General features: G+C 66.7%; 18 protein-coding genes. 8 read left to right on the top strand and 10 right to left on the bottom strand.

Features of this window, described 5'->3' with window-relative positions:
- Entirely contained in the window at positions 1-927 is a 927-nt protein-coding gene (gene sigJ, locus AB0876_RS17220; RefSeq protein ID WP_526042457.1) for an RNA polymerase sigma factor SigJ, read from the top strand.
- On the top strand, positions 927-1421 hold the full coding sequence (locus AB0876_RS17215; protein WP_526042456.1) for a PPOX class F420-dependent oxidoreductase: 495 nt from the start codon (positions 927-929) through the stop codon (positions 1419-1421). The genes sigJ and AB0876_RS17215 overlap by 1 nt, the downstream gene beginning before the upstream one ends.
- A 3-nt stretch (positions 1422-1424) precedes the next feature.
- Here AB0876_RS17215 and AB0876_RS17210 read toward each other — a convergent pair whose 3' ends face one another.
- The 6 genes from AB0876_RS17210 to sdhC all read right to left on the bottom strand — a co-directional run bounded on the left by AB0876_RS17210 (position 1425) and on the right by sdhC (position 6522).
- The gene (locus tag AB0876_RS17210) at positions 1425-2216 is read right to left on the bottom strand and encodes a phosphatidylethanolamine N-methyltransferase family domain-containing protein (RefSeq protein ID WP_526042455.1); all 792 of its coding nucleotides are present in this window, start codon (positions 2214-2216) and stop codon (positions 1425-1427) included.
- Positions 2217-2324: 108 nt separating this feature from the next.
- Positions 2325-2927 carry a carboxymuconolactone decarboxylase family protein gene (locus AB0876_RS17205; protein WP_491838100.1) on the bottom strand — a complete coding sequence of 201 codons (603 nt, stop codon included), beginning with the start codon at positions 2925-2927 and terminating at the stop codon, positions 2325-2327.
- A 161-nt stretch (positions 2928-3088) separates the two neighbouring features.
- On the bottom strand, positions 3089-3874 hold the full coding sequence (locus tag AB0876_RS17200; RefSeq protein ID WP_064879385.1) for a succinate dehydrogenase iron-sulfur subunit: 786 nt from the start codon (positions 3872-3874) through the stop codon (positions 3089-3091).
- 3 nt (positions 3875-3877) lie between these two features.
- Positions 3878-5632, bottom strand: a complete 1755-nt coding sequence (sdhA, locus tag AB0876_RS17195; RefSeq protein ID WP_491838101.1) for a succinate dehydrogenase flavoprotein subunit — start codon at positions 5630-5632, stop codon at positions 3878-3880.
- 3 nt (positions 5633-5635) lie between these two features.
- On the bottom strand, positions 5636-6058 hold the full coding sequence (locus AB0876_RS17190) for a succinate dehydrogenase hydrophobic membrane anchor subunit (protein ID WP_003882378.1): 423 nt from the start codon (positions 6056-6058) through the stop codon (positions 5636-5638).
- 47 nt (positions 6059-6105) lie between these two features.
- Complete coding sequence (gene sdhC, locus AB0876_RS17185) at positions 6106-6522, bottom strand: succinate dehydrogenase, cytochrome b556 subunit (protein ID WP_082448777.1); 417 nt, start codon at positions 6520-6522, stop codon at positions 6106-6108.
- A 214-nt stretch (positions 6523-6736) separates the two neighbouring features.
- Between sdhC and AB0876_RS17180 the strand changes: the two genes are divergently transcribed.
- The 5 genes from AB0876_RS17180 to AB0876_RS17160 all read left to right on the top strand — a co-directional run bounded on the left by AB0876_RS17180 (position 6737) and on the right by AB0876_RS17160 (position 11568).
- Positions 6737-7135 (top strand): cytidine deaminase, encoded by a 399-nt coding sequence (locus tag AB0876_RS17180; RefSeq protein WP_491838102.1) that lies wholly within the window; start codon positions 6737-6739, stop codon positions 7133-7135.
- A 49-nt stretch (positions 7136-7184) separates the two neighbouring features.
- A complete protein-coding gene (locus AB0876_RS17175; protein ID WP_491838103.1) occupies positions 7185-8486 on the top strand; it encodes a thymidine phosphorylase in 1302 nt (433 codons plus the stop codon).
- Positions 8487-8597: 111 nt separating this feature from the next.
- Positions 8598-9686, top strand: coding sequence for an adenosine deaminase (locus AB0876_RS17170; RefSeq protein ID WP_491838104.1), 1089 nt, complete (start codon positions 8598-8600; stop codon positions 9684-9686).
- A 127-nt stretch (positions 9687-9813) separates the two neighbouring features.
- Entirely contained in the window at positions 9814-10086 is a 273-nt protein-coding gene (locus AB0876_RS17165) for a hypothetical protein (RefSeq protein WP_526042454.1), read from the top strand.
- 75 nt (positions 10087-10161) lie between these two features.
- On the top strand, positions 10162-11568 hold the full coding sequence (locus AB0876_RS17160) for a DUF1254 domain-containing protein (protein WP_526042453.1): 1407 nt from the start codon (positions 10162-10164) through the stop codon (positions 11566-11568).
- Positions 11569-11583: 15 nt separating this feature from the next.
- On the opposite strand, the gene AB0876_RS17155 is transcribed toward AB0876_RS17160, so the two are convergent.
- Positions 11584-12393 (bottom strand): alpha/beta fold hydrolase, encoded by an 810-nt coding sequence (locus tag AB0876_RS17155; RefSeq protein ID WP_491838107.1) that lies wholly within the window; start codon positions 12391-12393, stop codon positions 11584-11586.
- Between the two features lie 70 nt (positions 12394-12463).
- Between AB0876_RS17155 and AB0876_RS17150 the strand changes: the two genes are divergently transcribed.
- Positions 12464-14020 carry a BamB-related PQQ repeat family beta-propellar protein gene (locus tag AB0876_RS17150; protein ID WP_526042452.1) on the top strand — a complete coding sequence of 519 codons (1557 nt, stop codon included), beginning with the start codon at positions 12464-12466 and terminating at the stop codon, positions 14018-14020.
- 3 nt (positions 14021-14023) lie between these two features.
- On the opposite strand, the gene satS is transcribed toward AB0876_RS17150, so the two are convergent.
- The 3 genes from satS to AB0876_RS17135 all read right to left on the bottom strand — a co-directional run bounded on the left by satS (position 14024) and on the right by AB0876_RS17135 (position 16764).
- Entirely contained in the window at positions 14024-15301 is a 1278-nt protein-coding gene (gene satS / locus AB0876_RS17145) for a protein export chaperone SatS (RefSeq protein WP_491838109.1), read from the bottom strand.
- Positions 15302-15373: 72 nt separating this feature from the next.
- Complete coding sequence (locus AB0876_RS17140) at positions 15374-16456, bottom strand: C40 family peptidase (protein ID WP_526042451.1); 1083 nt, start codon at positions 16454-16456, stop codon at positions 15374-15376.
- 2 nt (positions 16457-16458) lie between these two features.
- Positions 16459-16764, bottom strand: a complete 306-nt coding sequence (locus tag AB0876_RS17135; protein ID WP_491838111.1) for a hypothetical protein — start codon at positions 16762-16764, stop codon at positions 16459-16461.
- Positions 16765-16883: the final 119 nt, after the last annotated feature.

The raw sequence follows: 16883 nt of genomic DNA, 5'->3' as shown, positions 1-16883 counted from the left end.
ATGACCGCGAGCGCTCGGGTCGGCGAGTTCGAGGAGTTGCGGCCACACCTGCTTGCCGTGGCCTATCGCCTCACCGGAACCTTCGCCGATGCCGAGGACATCGTCCAGGACGCGTGGATCCGCTGGGACTCCAATCGTACCCAGATCGCCGACCTACGGGCCTGGTTGACCACCGTGGTGAGCCGGCTCGGGCTGGACCGGCTCCGCTCGGCCGCGCATCGGCGCGAAGCGTATTACGGGGAATGGCTGCCCGAGCCCGTCGTGACCGGTTTCGACGCCAACGACCCGCTCACCAGCGTGGTGGCGGGGGAGGACGCCCGGTTCGCCGCGATGGTGGTGCTGGAGCGGCTCACCCCCGATCAGCGGGTGGCGTTCGTGTTGCACGACGGGTTCGGCCTGCCCTTCAGCGAGGTTGCCGGCGTGCTCGGCGTCAGCGATGCCTCGGCCCGCCAGCTGGCCTCGCGGGCCCGCCGCGCGGTCTCCGACAATCCGCCTGCTTCGTCGCCCGACGACCTGCACAACCAGGTCGCCGGTGAGCTGATGGCCGCGCTGGCGTCGGGGGAGCTCGATGCCGTCGTACGGCTGCTGCACCCCGACGTCACGTTCACCGGCGATTCGAACCGTCGCGCCCCGACCGCTGCCCGTGTCATCCACGGGCCGGACAAGGTGGCCCGGTTCATCCTCGGCCTGTCCACGAAGTACGGCCCGAACTGGTTGGCCGGCAGTCAATTTGCCCTCGTCAACGGCCAGCTGGGGGTCTACACGGCAGGCGCGCCCGCCGGGGACGGGTATCCCGAGATGATGCCGCGGGTCACGATCTTCACCGTTCGCGACGGCTTGGTCTGCGCGGTGTGGGACATCGCCAACCCTGACAAGTTCACCGGATCGCCCCTTCGCGGGGGTGCCGAGCACGGAGGTGGCCAGTGATGCCGAACGAACCGGGCACCTTGGCCCACACGTTCAGCCGAATGATGTTCCGCGGCATGGACAAGATGCGCCATCGCGACGCCTTCGACATCGGCGCGCCCACCGGATCGGACTTCTCCGGTTTCGAGAAGTACCGCCAGATCGTGCTGGTGACCTTCAAGCGCTCGGGTGAGGCGATGCCCAGCCCGATCAACCACGGTGTGGCCGGCGGCAAGATCTATGTGCGCACCGATCCGTCGACCGGGAAGGTCAAGCGAATCCGCAACAACCCGAAAGTCCTTGTGGTCGCGAGCAATCTACGCGGTAAGCCCAGCGGACCCGTCGTCGCCGGCGTGGCGCGCATCCTGCCCGAGGCCGAACACGCCCACGCCGAGGCGGTGATCGCCGCCAACTGGAGTGCGCCGATGAAGGTGTTCGAGCGCAGCCTCGACTACGGCAGCCAACTGGCCAGGGTACCAACGGCTTACATCGAGATCACGCCCGCGGAGGCGTGACGCTCACAGGACGTAGGGGATCAACGCCTTGCGGTCGGTGGGGTATTCGGGGAACTTCTCCTGGTACCAACCGTGGGTGCCCAGCGCCCGGGGAATCAGATTTCCTGCGGTGATCAACAGGATCGCAACGCCGGGCAGGGCCCAGGTCAGCAGCGCGAAACCGGACCAGGCGATGATCTCACCGAGATACGCCGGGCTGGTGACGAACCGGAAGCCGCCACCGAACGGGATCCGGTACTCGGCACCACCCGGATTCTTCTTGTCCCGCAGATTTCGCACGATCGACTCGGAGTTGACCAGCAACGCGAACCCGCACAGGTAGATCACCAACCCCGCCAGGAATCGCGGGTCGGTCAACCAGGCGGTGGTGTACTGCCCGAAGAAGTCGTGGCTGAACAGGGTCCCGTTGAGGTAGCCGTGCATGGAGGTCACGAGCATGCCCATCACGATCACCGAGACGTTGAAGGTGCCCCGCTTGCCCGGCACCTGGCGGATCGCCAGCGGGAAGAACCAGCCCCGGTTGGCGTAGTGCAGCATCCAGATTCCCGCCAGTACCAGGGACGTCGGCTCGAATCGGTGCGGCCCGGCCAGGTAGCTGATCAAGAACACCACGGTCGCGGGAATCTCCATCAGCCACCAGCCGAGCTTCGGGTTGAGGTTGAGGCCGAGTTTCGTCGTCGAGAAACGCCCATAGGAGCTCTGGGCGAAGAAGCCGCCGATGATCACGAATACGGCGAACGCGAAGGCCGCGGTCAACACGGTGTCGTAGAACGTGTTGCCGGTGTACCAGTGCATGGGCGCTCCTCGCTGAGCAGGTGGTTTCAGCAGCAGGGGCCGCTGTTTCTGTAACGTGTTCTACCACCTGGCCGCATCCTGAAGCCAGCGCCCGCGCTTACTCCGGAGTCACTGCTCCTCGCGCGAGCGCTCGTCGGCCCAGGGCACCCGGCACGCATCCCCGGAGTTGAAGCCCTGCTCGGTGATGCCCAGCGCCGAGTACATCCGCGACCGCATGTTCTCCACCCCGATCTGATACGTCAGCTCGATCACGCCGTCGTCGCCGAACCGGCGTTGCAGATCGGTCACCTGCTCGTCGGTGACGGTGTGCGGGTCGGTGGTCATCGCGTTCGCATAGGCGATCGCGGCGCGCTCGTCATCGGTGAACAGCGGCGAGGTGGCGTAGTCGTCGATCGACTTGAGCCGTTCCACGTCGAGGTTCTCCAGCCGCATCAGCATGGAGCCGAAGTCCACACACCACGAGCAGCCGACGGTGCGGGCGGTCCAGAACACCGCGAGCTCGCGAACCGTGGCGGGCAGTTTCTTGGAGCCGCCCTGCAGCAGCATCTCGTGGACACCGTTGGCGACCAGCAGACGCGGATGGTGGGCAGCCACCGCGAACGGCTCAGGCACCTCACCGAACTGGCGCTTGGCGTACCAGTACATGGCTCGGGTCAGCAGGCCGGCTTGTTTGGGGGTTACAGCAGGAATTCGTGTCTTGGTCTCGGTCATACCCGTTAGACGAGATGGCCCCGAAATGTGTGACAGCGGGTGTGACCGCCGGGGCGCGAGAATGCAAAACGGGCGCCGACGCTGCGCTCAGATCGTGATTCCCCTCGAAAACACGATCTGAGCGCAGAATCGACGCCCGGTAAGCAGGGTCGGCGACAGGCCTAGCGCGCGAACATCAGCGCGCGCTTGACCTCCTGGATCGCCTGGGTCACCTGGATGCCACGCGGGCAGGCCTCGGTGCAGTTGAAGGTGGTGCGGCAGCGCCACACACCGTCGACCTCGTTGAGGATGTCCAGCCGCTCGGCGGCCGCCTCGTCACGCGAATCGAAGATGAACCGGTGCGCGTTGACGATCGCAGCGGGGCCGAAGTACGACCCTTCGCTCCAGTACACCGGGCAGCTCGTGGTGCAGCACGCACACAGGATGCACTTGGTGGTGTCGTCGTAGCGGGCCCGGTCGGTGGCGCTCTGGATGCGCTCCTTGGTGGGCGGGTTACCACTGGTGATCAGGTACGGCTTCACCGCGCGGTACGCGTCGAAGAACGGCTCCATGTCCACCACGAGGTCCTTCTCCACGGGCAGGCCGCGGATCGGCTCGATGGTGATGGTGAGCTGCTTGCTCGCCTTCTTGGGCAGCAGATCCCGCATGAGAACCTTGCAGGCCAGCCGGTTCACGCCGTTGATCCGCATGGCATCCGAGCCGCACACACCGTGGGCGCAGGAGCGCCGGAAGGTCAGCGTGCCGTCCAGGTAGCCCTTCACGTACAGGAGCAGGTTGAGCAGCCGGTCCGAGGGCAGGCATGGAACCCGGAAGCTCTGCCAGCCCGCGGCGTCGGGGTCCTCGGGGTTGAACCGGGCGATCTTGAGGGTGACCATGACCGCGCCCTCGGGGACCGGGGGCAGCGGCGGATCGCCGGCTTCGGGCTTGTCGATGACAGGTGCACTCACGGTCTAGTACTTCCTTTCCATCGGCTCGTACCGCGTCTGGACCACGGGCTTGTAGTCCAGCCGGATGTCGGACAGCAGCTCGCTGCCCTCCTTGTAGGCCATGGTGTGGCGCATGTAGTTGGTGTCGTCGCGATCGGGGTAATCCTCACGCGCGTGCCCGCCGCGGGACTCCTTGCGGTTGAGCGCCCCGACCACGGTGACCTCGGCCAGCTCCAGCAGGAAGCCCAGCTCGATCGCCTCGAGCAGGTCGCTGTTGTAGCGCTTGCCCTTGTCGTGCACCGTGATTCGCGCGTAGCGCTCCTTGAGTGCGTGGATGTCGGTCAGCGCCTGCTTGAGCGTCTCCTCGGTGCGGAACACCGCGGCGTTGTTGTCCATCGACTGCTGCAGGGCAGTGCGGATGTCGGCGACGCGCTCGTTGCCGTGCTCGGACAGGATGTCGCCGACCCAGCCGACCACCATGTCGGCCGGGTTCTCCGGCAGGTCGACGTGGTTGTGGTTGGCGGCGTACTCGGCGGCGGCGATACCGGCGCGGCGGCCGAACACGTTGATGTCCAGCAGCGAGTTGGTGCCGAGGCGGTTGGCGCCGTGCACCGACACACACGCACATTCACCGGCGGCGTACAGGCCGGGGATGACGTTGGTGTTGTCGCGCAGCACCTGGCCGTGGATCGTGGTCGGGATGCCGCCCATGACGTAGTGGCAGGTCGGGTAGACCGGCACCAGTTCGGTCACCGGGTCCACACCCAGGTAGGTGCGGGCGAACTCGGTGATGTCGGGCAGCTTGGCCTCGAGCACGTCCTCGCCGAGGTGACGCACGTCGATGTAGACGTAGTCCTTGTTCGGTCCGGCACCGCGGCCTTCGAGCACCTCGAGCACCATCGACCGGGCGACGATGTCACGCGGCGCAAGGTCGACGATCGTCGGCGCGTAGCGCTCCATGAACCGCTCACCCTCGCCGTTGAGCAACCGGCCGCCCTCGCCGCGCACGGCCTCGGAGATCAGGATGCCCAGGCCGGCCAGGCCTGTCGGGTGGAACTGGTGAAACTCCATGTCTTCCAAGGGAAGTCCCTTGCGGAAGATGATGCCCAGGCCGTCACCGGTCAGCGTGTGGGCGTTGGAGGTGGTCTTGTACATCCGGCCCGAACCGCCGGTGGCGAAGACGACCGCCTTGGCGTGGAAGATGTGGATGTCGCCGGTCGCCAGCTCGTAGGCGATGACGCCGGTGGCCACCGGGCCCGCCGGAGTATCGGTCAGCGCGATGTCCAGGGCGTAGAACTCGTTGAAGAACTCCACGTCGTGCTTGACGCAGTTTTGGTACAGCGTCTGCAGGATCATGTGGCCGGTGCGGTCGGCGGCGTAGCAGGCCCGGCGCACGGGGGCCTTGCCGTGGTCGCGGGTGTGCCCGCCGAACCGGCGCTGGTCGATGCGGCCCTCGGGCGTCCGGTTGAACGGCATGCCCATCTTCTCGAGGTCCAGCACCGCGTCGATGGCCTCCTTGGCCATGATCTCGACGGCGTCCTGGTCAGCGAGGTAATCGCCGCCCTTGACGGTGTCGAAGGTGTGCCATTCCCAGTTGTCCTCTTCGACGTTGGCCAGTGCGGCGCACATGCCGCCCTGGGCCGCGCCGGTGTGGGACCGGGTCGGGTACAGCTTGGTGAGCACTGCGGTACGGACGCGCGGGCCGGCCTCGACGGCAGCGCGCATGCCGGCGCCGCCGGCGCCGACGATGACGACGTCGTAGCGGTGTTCCTGAATCATTGGTTAACCCCCAATATTCGGGTCGAAGGTGACCAGGACGTAGGTACCCAGAACCAACGTGAACCCTGTCGCCAGCAGAAGCAGCGAATTCAGGTAGAACTTCGTGACGTTCTTACGGGCATAGTCGCCGATGATGGTGCGCAGGCCGTTGGCCCCGTGGATCATCGCGAGCCACAGCAGGGCCATGTCCCAGATCTGCCAGAACGGGGACGCCCAGCGCTGTGCGACGTAGTTGAAGTCGATGCGGTACACGCCGTCCTGCCACATCAGCATGATGAACAGGTGGCCAAGTGCGAGGAACACCAGCGCCAGGCCGGAGAACCGCATGAACAGCCAGGCGTACTTCTCGAAGTAGGGGATACCGCGGGGGCGACGGGGTGCGCGTGGGTGGTCCAGCGCGGCCGGCCGGTCGTGCTCGCGCTCCATCACCGGCGCCGGACGGCCCAACCGCGACTCGCCCGCTCCTGGCGCGCTCACAGGAACCGCTCCGCCATGTGCATACCGAGAACTCCTAGTGCTGCGATGAGGACCACGGCAAAGACGCCGACGGCGACCGCGAGCATCTGCCGCTGGTAGCGGGGACCCTGCTGCCAGAAGTCGATGAGGATGACGCGGATGCCGTTCAGTGCGTGGAAGAGCACCGCGGCGACCAGGCCCATCTCCATCAGTCCGACGATGGGCGTCTTGTACGTCTCGATGACCTCGTTGTAGGCCTGCGGGCTCACCCGGACCAGCGCGGTATCAAGGACATGTACGAACAGGAAGAAGAAAATCGTGGCACCGGTAATACGGTGCAATACCCAGGACCACATTCCCGGGTCACCCTTGTACAGGGTGCGCCGACGGGTTTTCCTGGGTTGCGGAGCCGGCACCTCCGTCTGAGTACTCATCTCGCCCTCCAACGTCTTCGGTGGACGTTCGGGACCTGCCTGTGAATTAGCCCCAAACCTCGGGGCGACTCTAAACCCATTTGTACTGGCGAAGGAATTACGGTTGAGCCGTTCTACCGCAAAAACGCGAGAAAGTTAGGCTTACCTATCTTACTGTGCGGGTCGGGAATTGGGGTTTCGGAATGCATTCAGAACCTTTGCCGGGGGTGGCCGCATGACTGTTGATGTCGACTGGAACCTGTTGCGTTACAAGGCGATCGAGGCTTCCTCTCGCGCCTACGCCCCCTATTCGGGGTTCCCGGTGGGGGCTGCCGCCCTCGTCGACGACGGCCGCGTCGTCACCGGCTGCAATGTGGAGAATGTCTCATATGGCCTAGGTCTCTGTGCCGAGTGTGCTGTGGCCTGCGCCCTGCATTCCGGGGGCGGCGGAAGGCTCATCGCACTGGCGTGTGTGGGCCCGGACGGGGGCGCGTTGATGCCCTGCGGGCGCTGTCGGCAGGTGCTGCTCGAGCACGGCGGCCCCGAGTTGCTGATCGACCATCCCCGGGGCCCGCGGCCGCTGGGCGAGCTGCTGCCCGACGCCTTCGGGCCCGACGACCTGGAGCGTAGGTAAGGCCAAGTGGTCCAACAACTCCGGGTTACTGGCGAGTAGGTTGGCGGCCATGTCGCATCTCGACGCACCTACCGTGATCCGAACCAAGCGTGACGGCGGTGTTCTGTCCGACGCCGCGATCGATTGGGTGATCGACGGCTACACCCATGGACGGGTCGCCGACGAACAGATGTCGGCGCTACTGATGGCGATCTTCCTGAAGGGGATGACGCCGGCCGAGATTGCCCGGTGGACGGCGGCCATGGTCAATTCCGGGGAGCGGTTCGACTTCTCTGATCTCCGCCGTGCGGCCGCGCCGAGCCGCCCACTGGCCCTGGTGGACAAGCACTCCACGGGCGGGGTGGGGGACAAGATCACCATTCCGCTGCTGCCGGTTGTGATGGCCTGTGGTGCCAGCGTCCCGCAGGCCTCCGGGCGCGGGCTCGGGCATACCGGCGGCACGCTGGACAAGCTCGAGGCGATCCAGGGTTTCACCGCCGAATTGTCGAAAGGCCAGATCCGGCAACAACTTCGGGACATCGGGGCGGCGATCTTCGCCGCAGGCGAGCTGGCGCCGGCCGACCGGAAGATCTACGCATTGCGCGACATCACCTCGACGGTCGACTCACTGCCGCTGATCGCCAGTTCCATCATGAGCAAGAAGCTGGCAGAAGGGGCGCGGTCCCTGGTGCTCGACGTCAAGGTCGGCCGTGGCGCGTTCCTCAAGACCGAGGCCGAGTCGCGTGAGCTGGCGGCGACCATGGTCGACCTCGGCAATGCCAACGGGGTGCCGACCCGGGCCCTTCTCACCGACATGAACTGCCCGCTGGGCCGGACCGTCGGCAACTCCGTGGAGGTCAGCGAGTCGCTGGAGGTCCTGGCCGGCGGCGGGCCGTCCGACGTGGTCGCGCTGACGCTGGCGCTCGCGACGGAGATGCTCGATGCGGCCGGCATCGGTGACTCCGACCCGGCCGAGACCCTGCGGGACGGCAGCGCGATGGATTGCTTCCGTGCGCTGGTGGCGGCCCAGGGCGGGGATCTGACCCACCCGCTACCGATCGGGACGGCCACGGAGACCGTGACAGCCCCGCACGGCGGCATCATGGGCGATCTCGATGCCATGGGCGTGGCGCTGGCCGCGTGGCGGTTGGGTGCCGGCCGTACCCAGCCGGGCGAACCGGTGCAGTTCGGCGCGGGCGTGCGGATCCACCGCACGCCGGGAGAGCCGGTCGCCGCGGGCGAGGCGCTGTTCACTCTGTACACCGAAACGCCCGAGCGGCTGCCCGGTGCTCTGGCTGAACTCGACGGCGCCTGGACGGTCGGCGACACCGCGCCCATGCAGCGGCCCCTGATCATCGACCGGATCGGCTGACGCGGCGCCAATCCGCGGACACTCACAAATAGGCCGGTATTGGTCTGATCGTCACCCGCCGCGACCCGGTTTCGACGGCGCAGCGGCGCCGCTGACGCGCATGATGGGGGCATGAGTACGCCGCTGAGTCTGGACAAGATCCAGCACGCTCCCAAGGCCCTGCTGCACGACCACCTCGACGGCGGCCTGAGGCCGGCCACGGTGCTCGATCTGGCCGGTCAGCTCGGCTATGACGACCTGCCGGCCACCGAGGTCGACGAGCTGGCCACGTTCTTCCGCACCGCCGCGCACAGCGGCTCGTTGGTGCGCTACCTGGAACCGTTCGCCCACACCGTCGGGGTCATGCAGACCCCGGAGGCGTTGCACCGCGTCGCCTACGAGTGCGTCGAGGACCTCGCCGCCGACAACGTCGTCTACGCCGAGATCCGGTTCGCCCCCGAACTACACATCGATCGCGGCCTGTCGCTCGACGACGTGGTCGACGCCGTGTTGGCCGGCTTCGCCGACGGCGAGAAGGCGGCCGCTGCCGAGGGGCGCACCATCACCGTGCGCTGCCTGGTCACCGCGATGCGTCACGCTGCCCGCTCCCGGGAGATCGCCGAACTGGCAATCCGCTTCCGCGACAAGGGTGTTGTCGGTTTCGACATCGCCGGAGCCGAGGCTGGGTACCCGCCCACCCGGCACCTCGACGCGTTCGAATACATGCGAGGTAACAACGCGCGCTTCACCATTCACGCCGGTGAGGCGTTCGGCTTGCCGTCCATCCACGAGGCCATCGCATTCTGCGGGGCTGACCGGCTGGGCCATGGGGTGCGCATCGTCGATGACATCACCGAGTTCGACGACGGCACCCAGCATCTGGGCCGGCTCGCATCCATCCTGCGGGACAAGCGAATTCCGCTGGAGATGTGCCCCAGCAGCAACGTGCAGACCGGGGCGGCGCCCAGCATCGCCGAGCATCCGTTCGACCGGCTGGCCCGGCTGCGGTTCCGCGTCACCGTCAATACCGACAACCGGCTGATGAGTGACACCACCATGAGCCAGGAGATGCTGCGCCTGGTCGAGGCCTTCGGCTACGGCTGGAGCGACCTGGAGCGGTTCACCATCAATGCGATGAAGTCGGCGTTCATTCCCTTCGATGAACGGCTCGCCATCATCGACGAGGTGATCAAACCCCGGTACGCGGTCCTGGTCGGCTGAGTTACCGCGTCGGGCAAATTCTCCTCGCCGAAAATTTCCAGTCGAAACGCTGTAACAACAGCGTTTACGGCTGCGACAATCCAGCAGGCCCGACGCAAGATCGTGCCCGGATCAACGAGGAGACCTCATGGCCCGACCCCTCACCACGGTGTTGTCCGGCGCAGTGCTGGCAACGGCGGCGGTGCTCCTTCCGGTTGTCGCGGTACCGACCGCCGGCGCCGACGTCTGCGCCGGAGCAGACGGACGCCATTTCGCCGCCGGAGGCTGCACCAACATCGCCGGCGATGTAGCTACCGGCGCGGCCATCGCGGCCGCACATGTCCCCTACGTACCGGGCGAAGTTCCGTGCTACACCGTCGAAGGCGTTCCCTACTTCACCCCTCCCGGCGACCCCTGCTGAGAAAGACAATTTCGACCTGGCGCGGCAGTGGATCTGCCGCGCCAGTGCCAGTTTCGACTCGATCAGGAGTGATGGATGAAGTATTTGTCGTTCGGACTGACCGCCCTGCTGCTTGCGGCCGTGGTCAGCTGTGGTGGGGCCAAGGAGTCGCCCGGCGCGGCGCCGACACCGGAGACGGTGCGCGAGATCGTCAAGCAGGCTTACATATACGGCTTCCCGATGGTCGATTCGTATCGCATCCAGCACGCCTACTTCGTCGACAAGGCCAACCCCCAGTACAAGGGTGACTGGAACCAGACGCACAGCATCGCGCGGGTGTTCACGCCCGAGGACACCACGATCCAGACACCCAACTCCGATACTCCGTACACGATGTTGGGCGCTGACCTACGCGCAGAACCGTTGGTGCTCACTGTGCCGCCGATCGAGGCAGGCCGGTACTACTCGCTGCAGTTCATCGACAGCTACACCTATAACTTCGCCTACGTGGGCAGTCGCGCCACCGGGAACGGTGGCGGCAAGTACCTGCTGGCCGGCCCGAGTTGGAAGGGCGACAAGCCATCCGGCATCACCGAGGTGATCCGCTCCGACACCGATTTTGCGTTGGTCATCTACCGCACGCAGCTGTTCGATCCGAAGGACATCGACAATGTCAAGAAGATCCAGGCCGGCTACACCGTCGAGCCGCTCTCGGCGTTCGCCAAGCAGCCCGCATCGACCGCTCCTGCGGTGGACTTCATCGCGCCGCTGACCCCCGATGAGCAGAAGACGTCGCCGAAGTTCTTCCAGATCCTCAACTTTCTTCTGAAATACGCGCCAGAAGTGCCTTCCGAGAAGGATCTTCGGGCTCGATTCGCCACCATCGGAATCGGCCCCGACGGCGACTTCAACTCCGACACCATGAGCAAGGAAACCCTGCAAGCCGTGCAGGACGGGATGGCCGACGCCTGGGCCGAGGTCAACACCTTCAAGAAAGACAAGCTGGATTCCGGCCAGGTGACGTCGGCCGATCTGTTCGGCACGCGGGAAGCGTTGAAGGACAACTACCTCTACCGCATGGCTGCCGCGGTGCTGGGCATCTACGGCAACACCGCGCAGGAGGCCATCTACCCGGTGCTGGCCGTCGACTCGACCGGGGCACCGTTGGCCGGGAACAACAACTACACCGTGCGGTTCGCGCCCGGGCAGTTGCCACCGGTCAACTCCTTCTGGTCGACCACGATGTACAAGATGCCGCAGAGCCTGTTGGTGGCCAACCCGATCAACCGGTACCTCATCAATTCGCCGATGCTGCCGAGTCTGGTCAAAGATCCCGACGGTGGCGTCACGATCTACGTGCAGAATCAGTCGCCCGGCGCAGAGAAAGAGGCGAACTGGCTGCCGGCGCCGGACGGACCGTTCCAGATGATCCTGCGGTTGTACTGGCCCAAGGAGGAGGCGCTCAACGGCACCTGGCAGCCGCCGAAGGTCATCAAACACTGACCTTCGGCGGACAGGTCAGTCGCGCAACACCCCACGGAGTACGTCGGCGAAAGTCCCTGGCGCAGCCATGAATCCACCATGGTCGCCGGGGAACTTCACCGGGCGCACGCCCAGCAGGTCGGCCAGTGCCATGGTGGTCCGCTTCGTCAACAGGCGCCCGGACTCCTCACCGAGTCCCAGCACGACCCGTCCGTTCTTGAGCGCGGCGACATCGGGCAGGAAGCGGGTGGTGGCGCGGAGTTCGTGGTTGAAGAAGTGGTCCGCGTCGCGCAGTTCCTGATCGCTCGGCGCGGGCATCTCCGGTGCACCGGGCGGTACGTCGAAGCCGGCGTTGGCCATGAACTTGCCCCAGGCCGCGAACATCCCGTCGCGGTTGAACGTGGCGATGATGTCCTCGGTGGCGGCGCGTTGCGCGGCGGCGTCGGGCAGCAACTCCAGCACGGGAGGCTCGTGCGCGACGAGGATGCGCACCCGTTCGGGGTGGCGGGCCACCAATGACAGGCCGGTCACCGCACCGCCGGACGAGCCGAACACGTCAGCGGAGTCGGCGTTCAGATCGTCGAGGATCGCGGCGACGTCATCGGCCCGGCGCTCCGGGATGGAGTTCTCGGTCGGATCGTCGAGGGAACTGTGGGCGACGCCGCGCGGGTCGGCCGTCACCACGGTGCGGTCACCGGCCAGCGCGTGGGCCAGCGGCGCGAATTCGGCGGCGGCCATCGGCGCGCCGAGGATCAGCAACAGCGGGCCCTCCCCGCGCACCTCGTAGTGTAGGCGAGCCCCGGGAACCTCGACGGTGTGCGTGGAAAGGCTGGTCGATGCGGTCATGAGTGATCTGACCGCCGGCGCGGCCAGAACTCATCGGCTCACCCCAGGACCTGTCAAATACACTCCCAACGTGAACCCGTGGGGGAGTTCGCCGTGGGGCGACAACGATGGTCAGCAGGCACCAGGCATGAGCGGGTCGCCGTTCGATACTCCCGCGGTACAACCCGGTGCGCCCCCGGTCTTCGGCGCCGCACCTGGATTTCCTACGACTCCCGCATCGCAGGGATGGGGCCAGCAACCGCCCTACGGCGGATACCCACATCAGTTCAGTCCGCAGCCCCCGGAGGATCGCCGCGGACGCGGCAAGGTCATCGGAATCGTCGTTGCCGCAGTGGTTGTCGTGCTGGCATTGGTCGGCTCGGTTGTGTACTGGATGTCTGGCTCTGACTCAGGGTTGTCGGAGGCCGATACTGCTGCGGGCAAGGCTGAGATCGCTGGGGTGGAGCGTCCGCCTACCGCGGTCAAGCTGCCCTCGCTCGGCGCGGCCCCTGGCGTTCCGCTGTGGAGCTATCCGCTGGGTGGGGGCAGCCCACGTGGGCTTACCAGGGTTGTCGGTGGCGATACCAAGACCGTCCTGGTCAATCTGAACGATTCCTTCACCGCGCTGGATGCCGGCAACGGCTCGCAGAAATGGCTAAAGCCGGGCGTGTTTACGAACTGCGTCTTCAGCACGTCGGGCGCCACCGCCCTCTGCGTTGCCGCTGACAAGAGCGCGGCACTTCTGGATGTGGCCACCGGCGCCACGAAGAACGTGGCACCGAATCAAGGAGGAGGACTCCCACGGACCTACAGCGGTTCCGGCTTGCTCGCGTATTCCAGCCATCAGCAGAGCCTCACCGTGTTCGACGATTCGGGACAGCAACTCTGGACCAAGCCGATGCCTGGACAGACGTCGGTGTTCTTGGACCAAGGCGTGGTGGCGGAACAAGAGCGGGGCGGTTTGAGTACCAAGTTCTACGACGCCAAAACCGGTAGCGAGTTGTTCTCCATCGGGGCGGTCGACAGTGTCATCGCCACCAGTCGGGGCATCGCGGTGTCGCAGCGGAGCGGGCCGATCATGCGGAGCGGGTTACCGAGACAGCGCATCGATTTCTACTCGTTCACCGGAAAGCTGGCGTGGAGGATTCCGGAGGACCGCGGTTATCGGCTTCCCGGCGCCACCCCGATATTCAGCTTCAACGGCTCGGTACCGTACACAATGTCGGGCGTCACGTCGCCGATCGTGTACAGCGAGGAGAAGCGCGAGATCGCCGGAGTGGACCCGCTCACCGGAGAATTGACGTGGTCCCAGCAGATTCCGATGACGTCCGACACCTTGGTCTCCCTCGAAGGCGTCGGCGGGTTGTGTGTCTTGTCGTACTCGGAGGTGGGCACGCGTGCCGGTGGCGTGCGAGTACGAGGCTGCAATGACGGAACGGGTGCGTTTGTCGACCGTGCAGAGATCTCAGGCTTCATTATCGCCACCGACGGCAAGCAGATCGTGGGAAGCGGAGACGGGCCGGTGAGCGCCTACGACACCGCGACCGGCCAACGAACCTGGCAGTTCCCCGACGATGTCCACATCGTCACCTGGGCGGGTGACGGGCTGTACATCGAAGGGTACGACGACCTGAAGCGCGTGTCCTGAGCTCTACTCCGCCCGCAGGCGCGATTCCACGAAACGCTCCAACGCGTCCCACTGCTCGACGGCCTGGGCGTACGGCGCGTCGGGCTTGCGGGCGCCCTCGTCGCCGAGCACATAGCTCACGAACTTGCCGAGGGCTTTCGTCTCGGCAAGCGTCTCGTCGACGGTCTTGTCCTCGGAGTAGTCGCTGACGTCACGCAGCAGCTCGACGGCCAACTCCAATTGGTCGTGGTCGACCGCGTCGGGTCCGTCGGCGATGTCATCGGAAATGCCGGACAGGACGTAGACGTTCTCCTCGGCGACCTCGACCCGCAGGGAGCCGTCGGTGGCGGCGGTCCTGATGTCGTCATAGGTGGCCAGGTCCGACAGGTCGTGGTCGTGCTCGTCGGCCAGGTAGCGAGCCAGGGCCCGCTCGGAGCTGAACACGCTGATGCGACCGTTGCGGCCGAGGAAGACCGGATCGTCGTCGAGGTAGCAGCGCAGGGTGTAGACGGTTCCTGAGCCGGTCATGATGCGCACCGGGTCGATACCGACCTTGTGCCAGAAGTCCTCGTCGTCACCGAGGACAGCGGTGTCGGCAACGCTGCGCGCGGGTTCGGCGTCCTCGTCGTCTTCGTTGTCGTCGCCCTCGGAATCTTCGGTGTCAGCGCCGATGGCGAGGTCGTCCTCGTCCTCCTCGGGAGCGTCTTCCTCGAGCTCGGCCTCGGCCTTCTTCACCGCGGCTTCGTCGATGTCCTCGGGAACGGTGACGATCTCGTCGATGGCGTCGAGCACGCCGTCCCAGCCCCGGGCGATCACGGCTTCGATCTCGGCCCAACGCTTGCGCCCGGAGCGGCCGGTGAAGCCGTCCAGTCCGCCACCGACCGTGCCGAGCACCGGGTTGCCGTTGAAGAACTTGCTGATGGCCGCCAGTTCACAGACCGAGCCGATGGAGGAGACCACCACCAGCGTGCGGTGCACGGTCGCGACGGACTCTTCGGTCGGCTTGTCGGCGACCAGGTCCGGCAGCCCGACGATGTCGTATTCACGGTCGTCGGCCGGTTGCAGCTTGTGGGCGTTGGCCGCGGTCAGCTTCTCCCACGTCGGGTGGTCGGCCAGATCGTTGTCGGTGTTGGTGCGGACGAATGCCGCGAGGTCAGCGACCGATTCGAAGGCGAACAGGGCGTCACCCTCGCCGAGGAAGGCCTCCCACTCGTCACCGGCATCCCGCCAACGCGGAGCCCACAGTGTGTAGAGGTCGCCCTTCGTCAGCCCGAGCCTGATCGGCACGATGTCAGCAGCCATGCGGCACAGCCTAATGGGACGCCTCTGACGCCAGTCAGGTTGTGTCCCGTTCGGGGGCCGGTTCGGGTGGCATCACACCGTCGGTCGCCAGAAGCCCTGAAAGCCCTGCCCGGCATTCGTCGTTCGGACGGGCGACAGTTTGACCGGGTCACCGGCCTCGATCATCGTATTTTCGCCGACGATCATGGCGACATGGCCGTCCCATACCGCCAGGTCACCCGGGCGCAGAGTCGCCGCCGAGACCGCCTTGCCGATGTCCTGCTCCTGGGCCAGCCGCGGAATGTCCAGCCCGGCTTCGTGATAGGCCCATTGAGTGAGCCCGCTGCAGTCCAGGCCGACGCCGGGCGCAGTGCCGCCCCACCGGTAGGGGACCCCGAGTTGGGTCAGCGCATGCCGCACCGCGCTGGCTGCCACGGCATTGGGTGCCACCGCGGTACTGCCGTCGGGCAGCCGCACCGCCACGCCCTCGCCGAACATGCCTGGGTCGCGGAGCCCGGCCGGCGCTTCGTAGCGATCGGCACCCGATGCCACCGGTAGGTCTGCGGCGCCACCCCAGCCGCCCAGCGGTGAGCCTCCCGAGAACCCCGCCCCGGAGAAGCCGGCCCCCGGAAATCCCGGCGACGTCGGGGCGCCGGCCGGTGGCCCCGCCGAGGCCGCGCGCATCCCAGCGGTGACCGCGCCGGCCTGATCGTCCAGTTCGGCGCGTAGTTCGTCGACGACGGCCGACGCCTCAGCGACCGCGCGCCGTGCCTCGGCCTGCAGTTCCTCAGCCACGCCGGGCTCGTCGAGATGGGGGATCAACGCCGCGGCGCGATCCTCGAAGCGGTCGATGATGGCCTGCAGTCGCGACCTCGCCTCGGTCACGGCTGAGCCCGCACGCCGGGCAGCAGCGCTCAGTACGTGCGCCTGTGCGGCCAGATCGGTCACCTCTGCCGCGGTGCCTGCGGCGAAGCCGGCGGCCGCTGTTGCCGCCGTACCCGACCAGTCGCCGGCGGCGCGTTCCCACGATCGGCCGAGTGCCGCGGCGATATCCGACAGGGTGGAATGGGCCGCGTCCAGCGCCGTCACGGTGGGCGCCGTCTCCGGCCCGCCACTGCCCAGGAGGTCACGCAGCGCATACAGCGGCGTGGCCAGCGCGGCGGCGGACGCGGGCACGGCTATACCCGAGGCAACAGTGCGGCGGCCAGCTGACCGGCGGCGTCGTAGCCGGCGGCGGTGGCCCCGGCGCTGACGGCACCCGTGTCGGCCCGGGCACTCAGCGCCGCTACCGCGTCGATGTGGGCGCTGACGGATGCGGCGAAGGCGGCGACGAACCGTTCGCCGATCGGGCCGAGGGCGCCCGCCGGTGACGGCATCGACCGCAGTGATGCGGCCACCGCGTTGAGATCGGCGGCGTGTGCGTCGAAGGCGCCGCCGAGGGCGTGGATGCCCGTCATGTCGGCGCGCAGGGGCTCGGCGGTCATGTGGTTAGGACGTCCGCCGCCCCTGATCGGTTCCGCGTGATCCGTGGCGCGTTCGGGTGGTCGTGCTCCCGCGTCGTTTCCCACGCCAGGGCTTGTTGGCGCGCCGGGGTGGCTGCCCT

This window comes from Mycobacterium sp. NPDC049093, assembly GCF_040704635.1.
Lineage (GTDB): Bacteria > Actinomycetota > Actinomycetes > Mycobacteriales > Mycobacteriaceae > Mycobacterium.
This window is presented reverse-complemented; position numbering and strand designations above follow the sequence as displayed.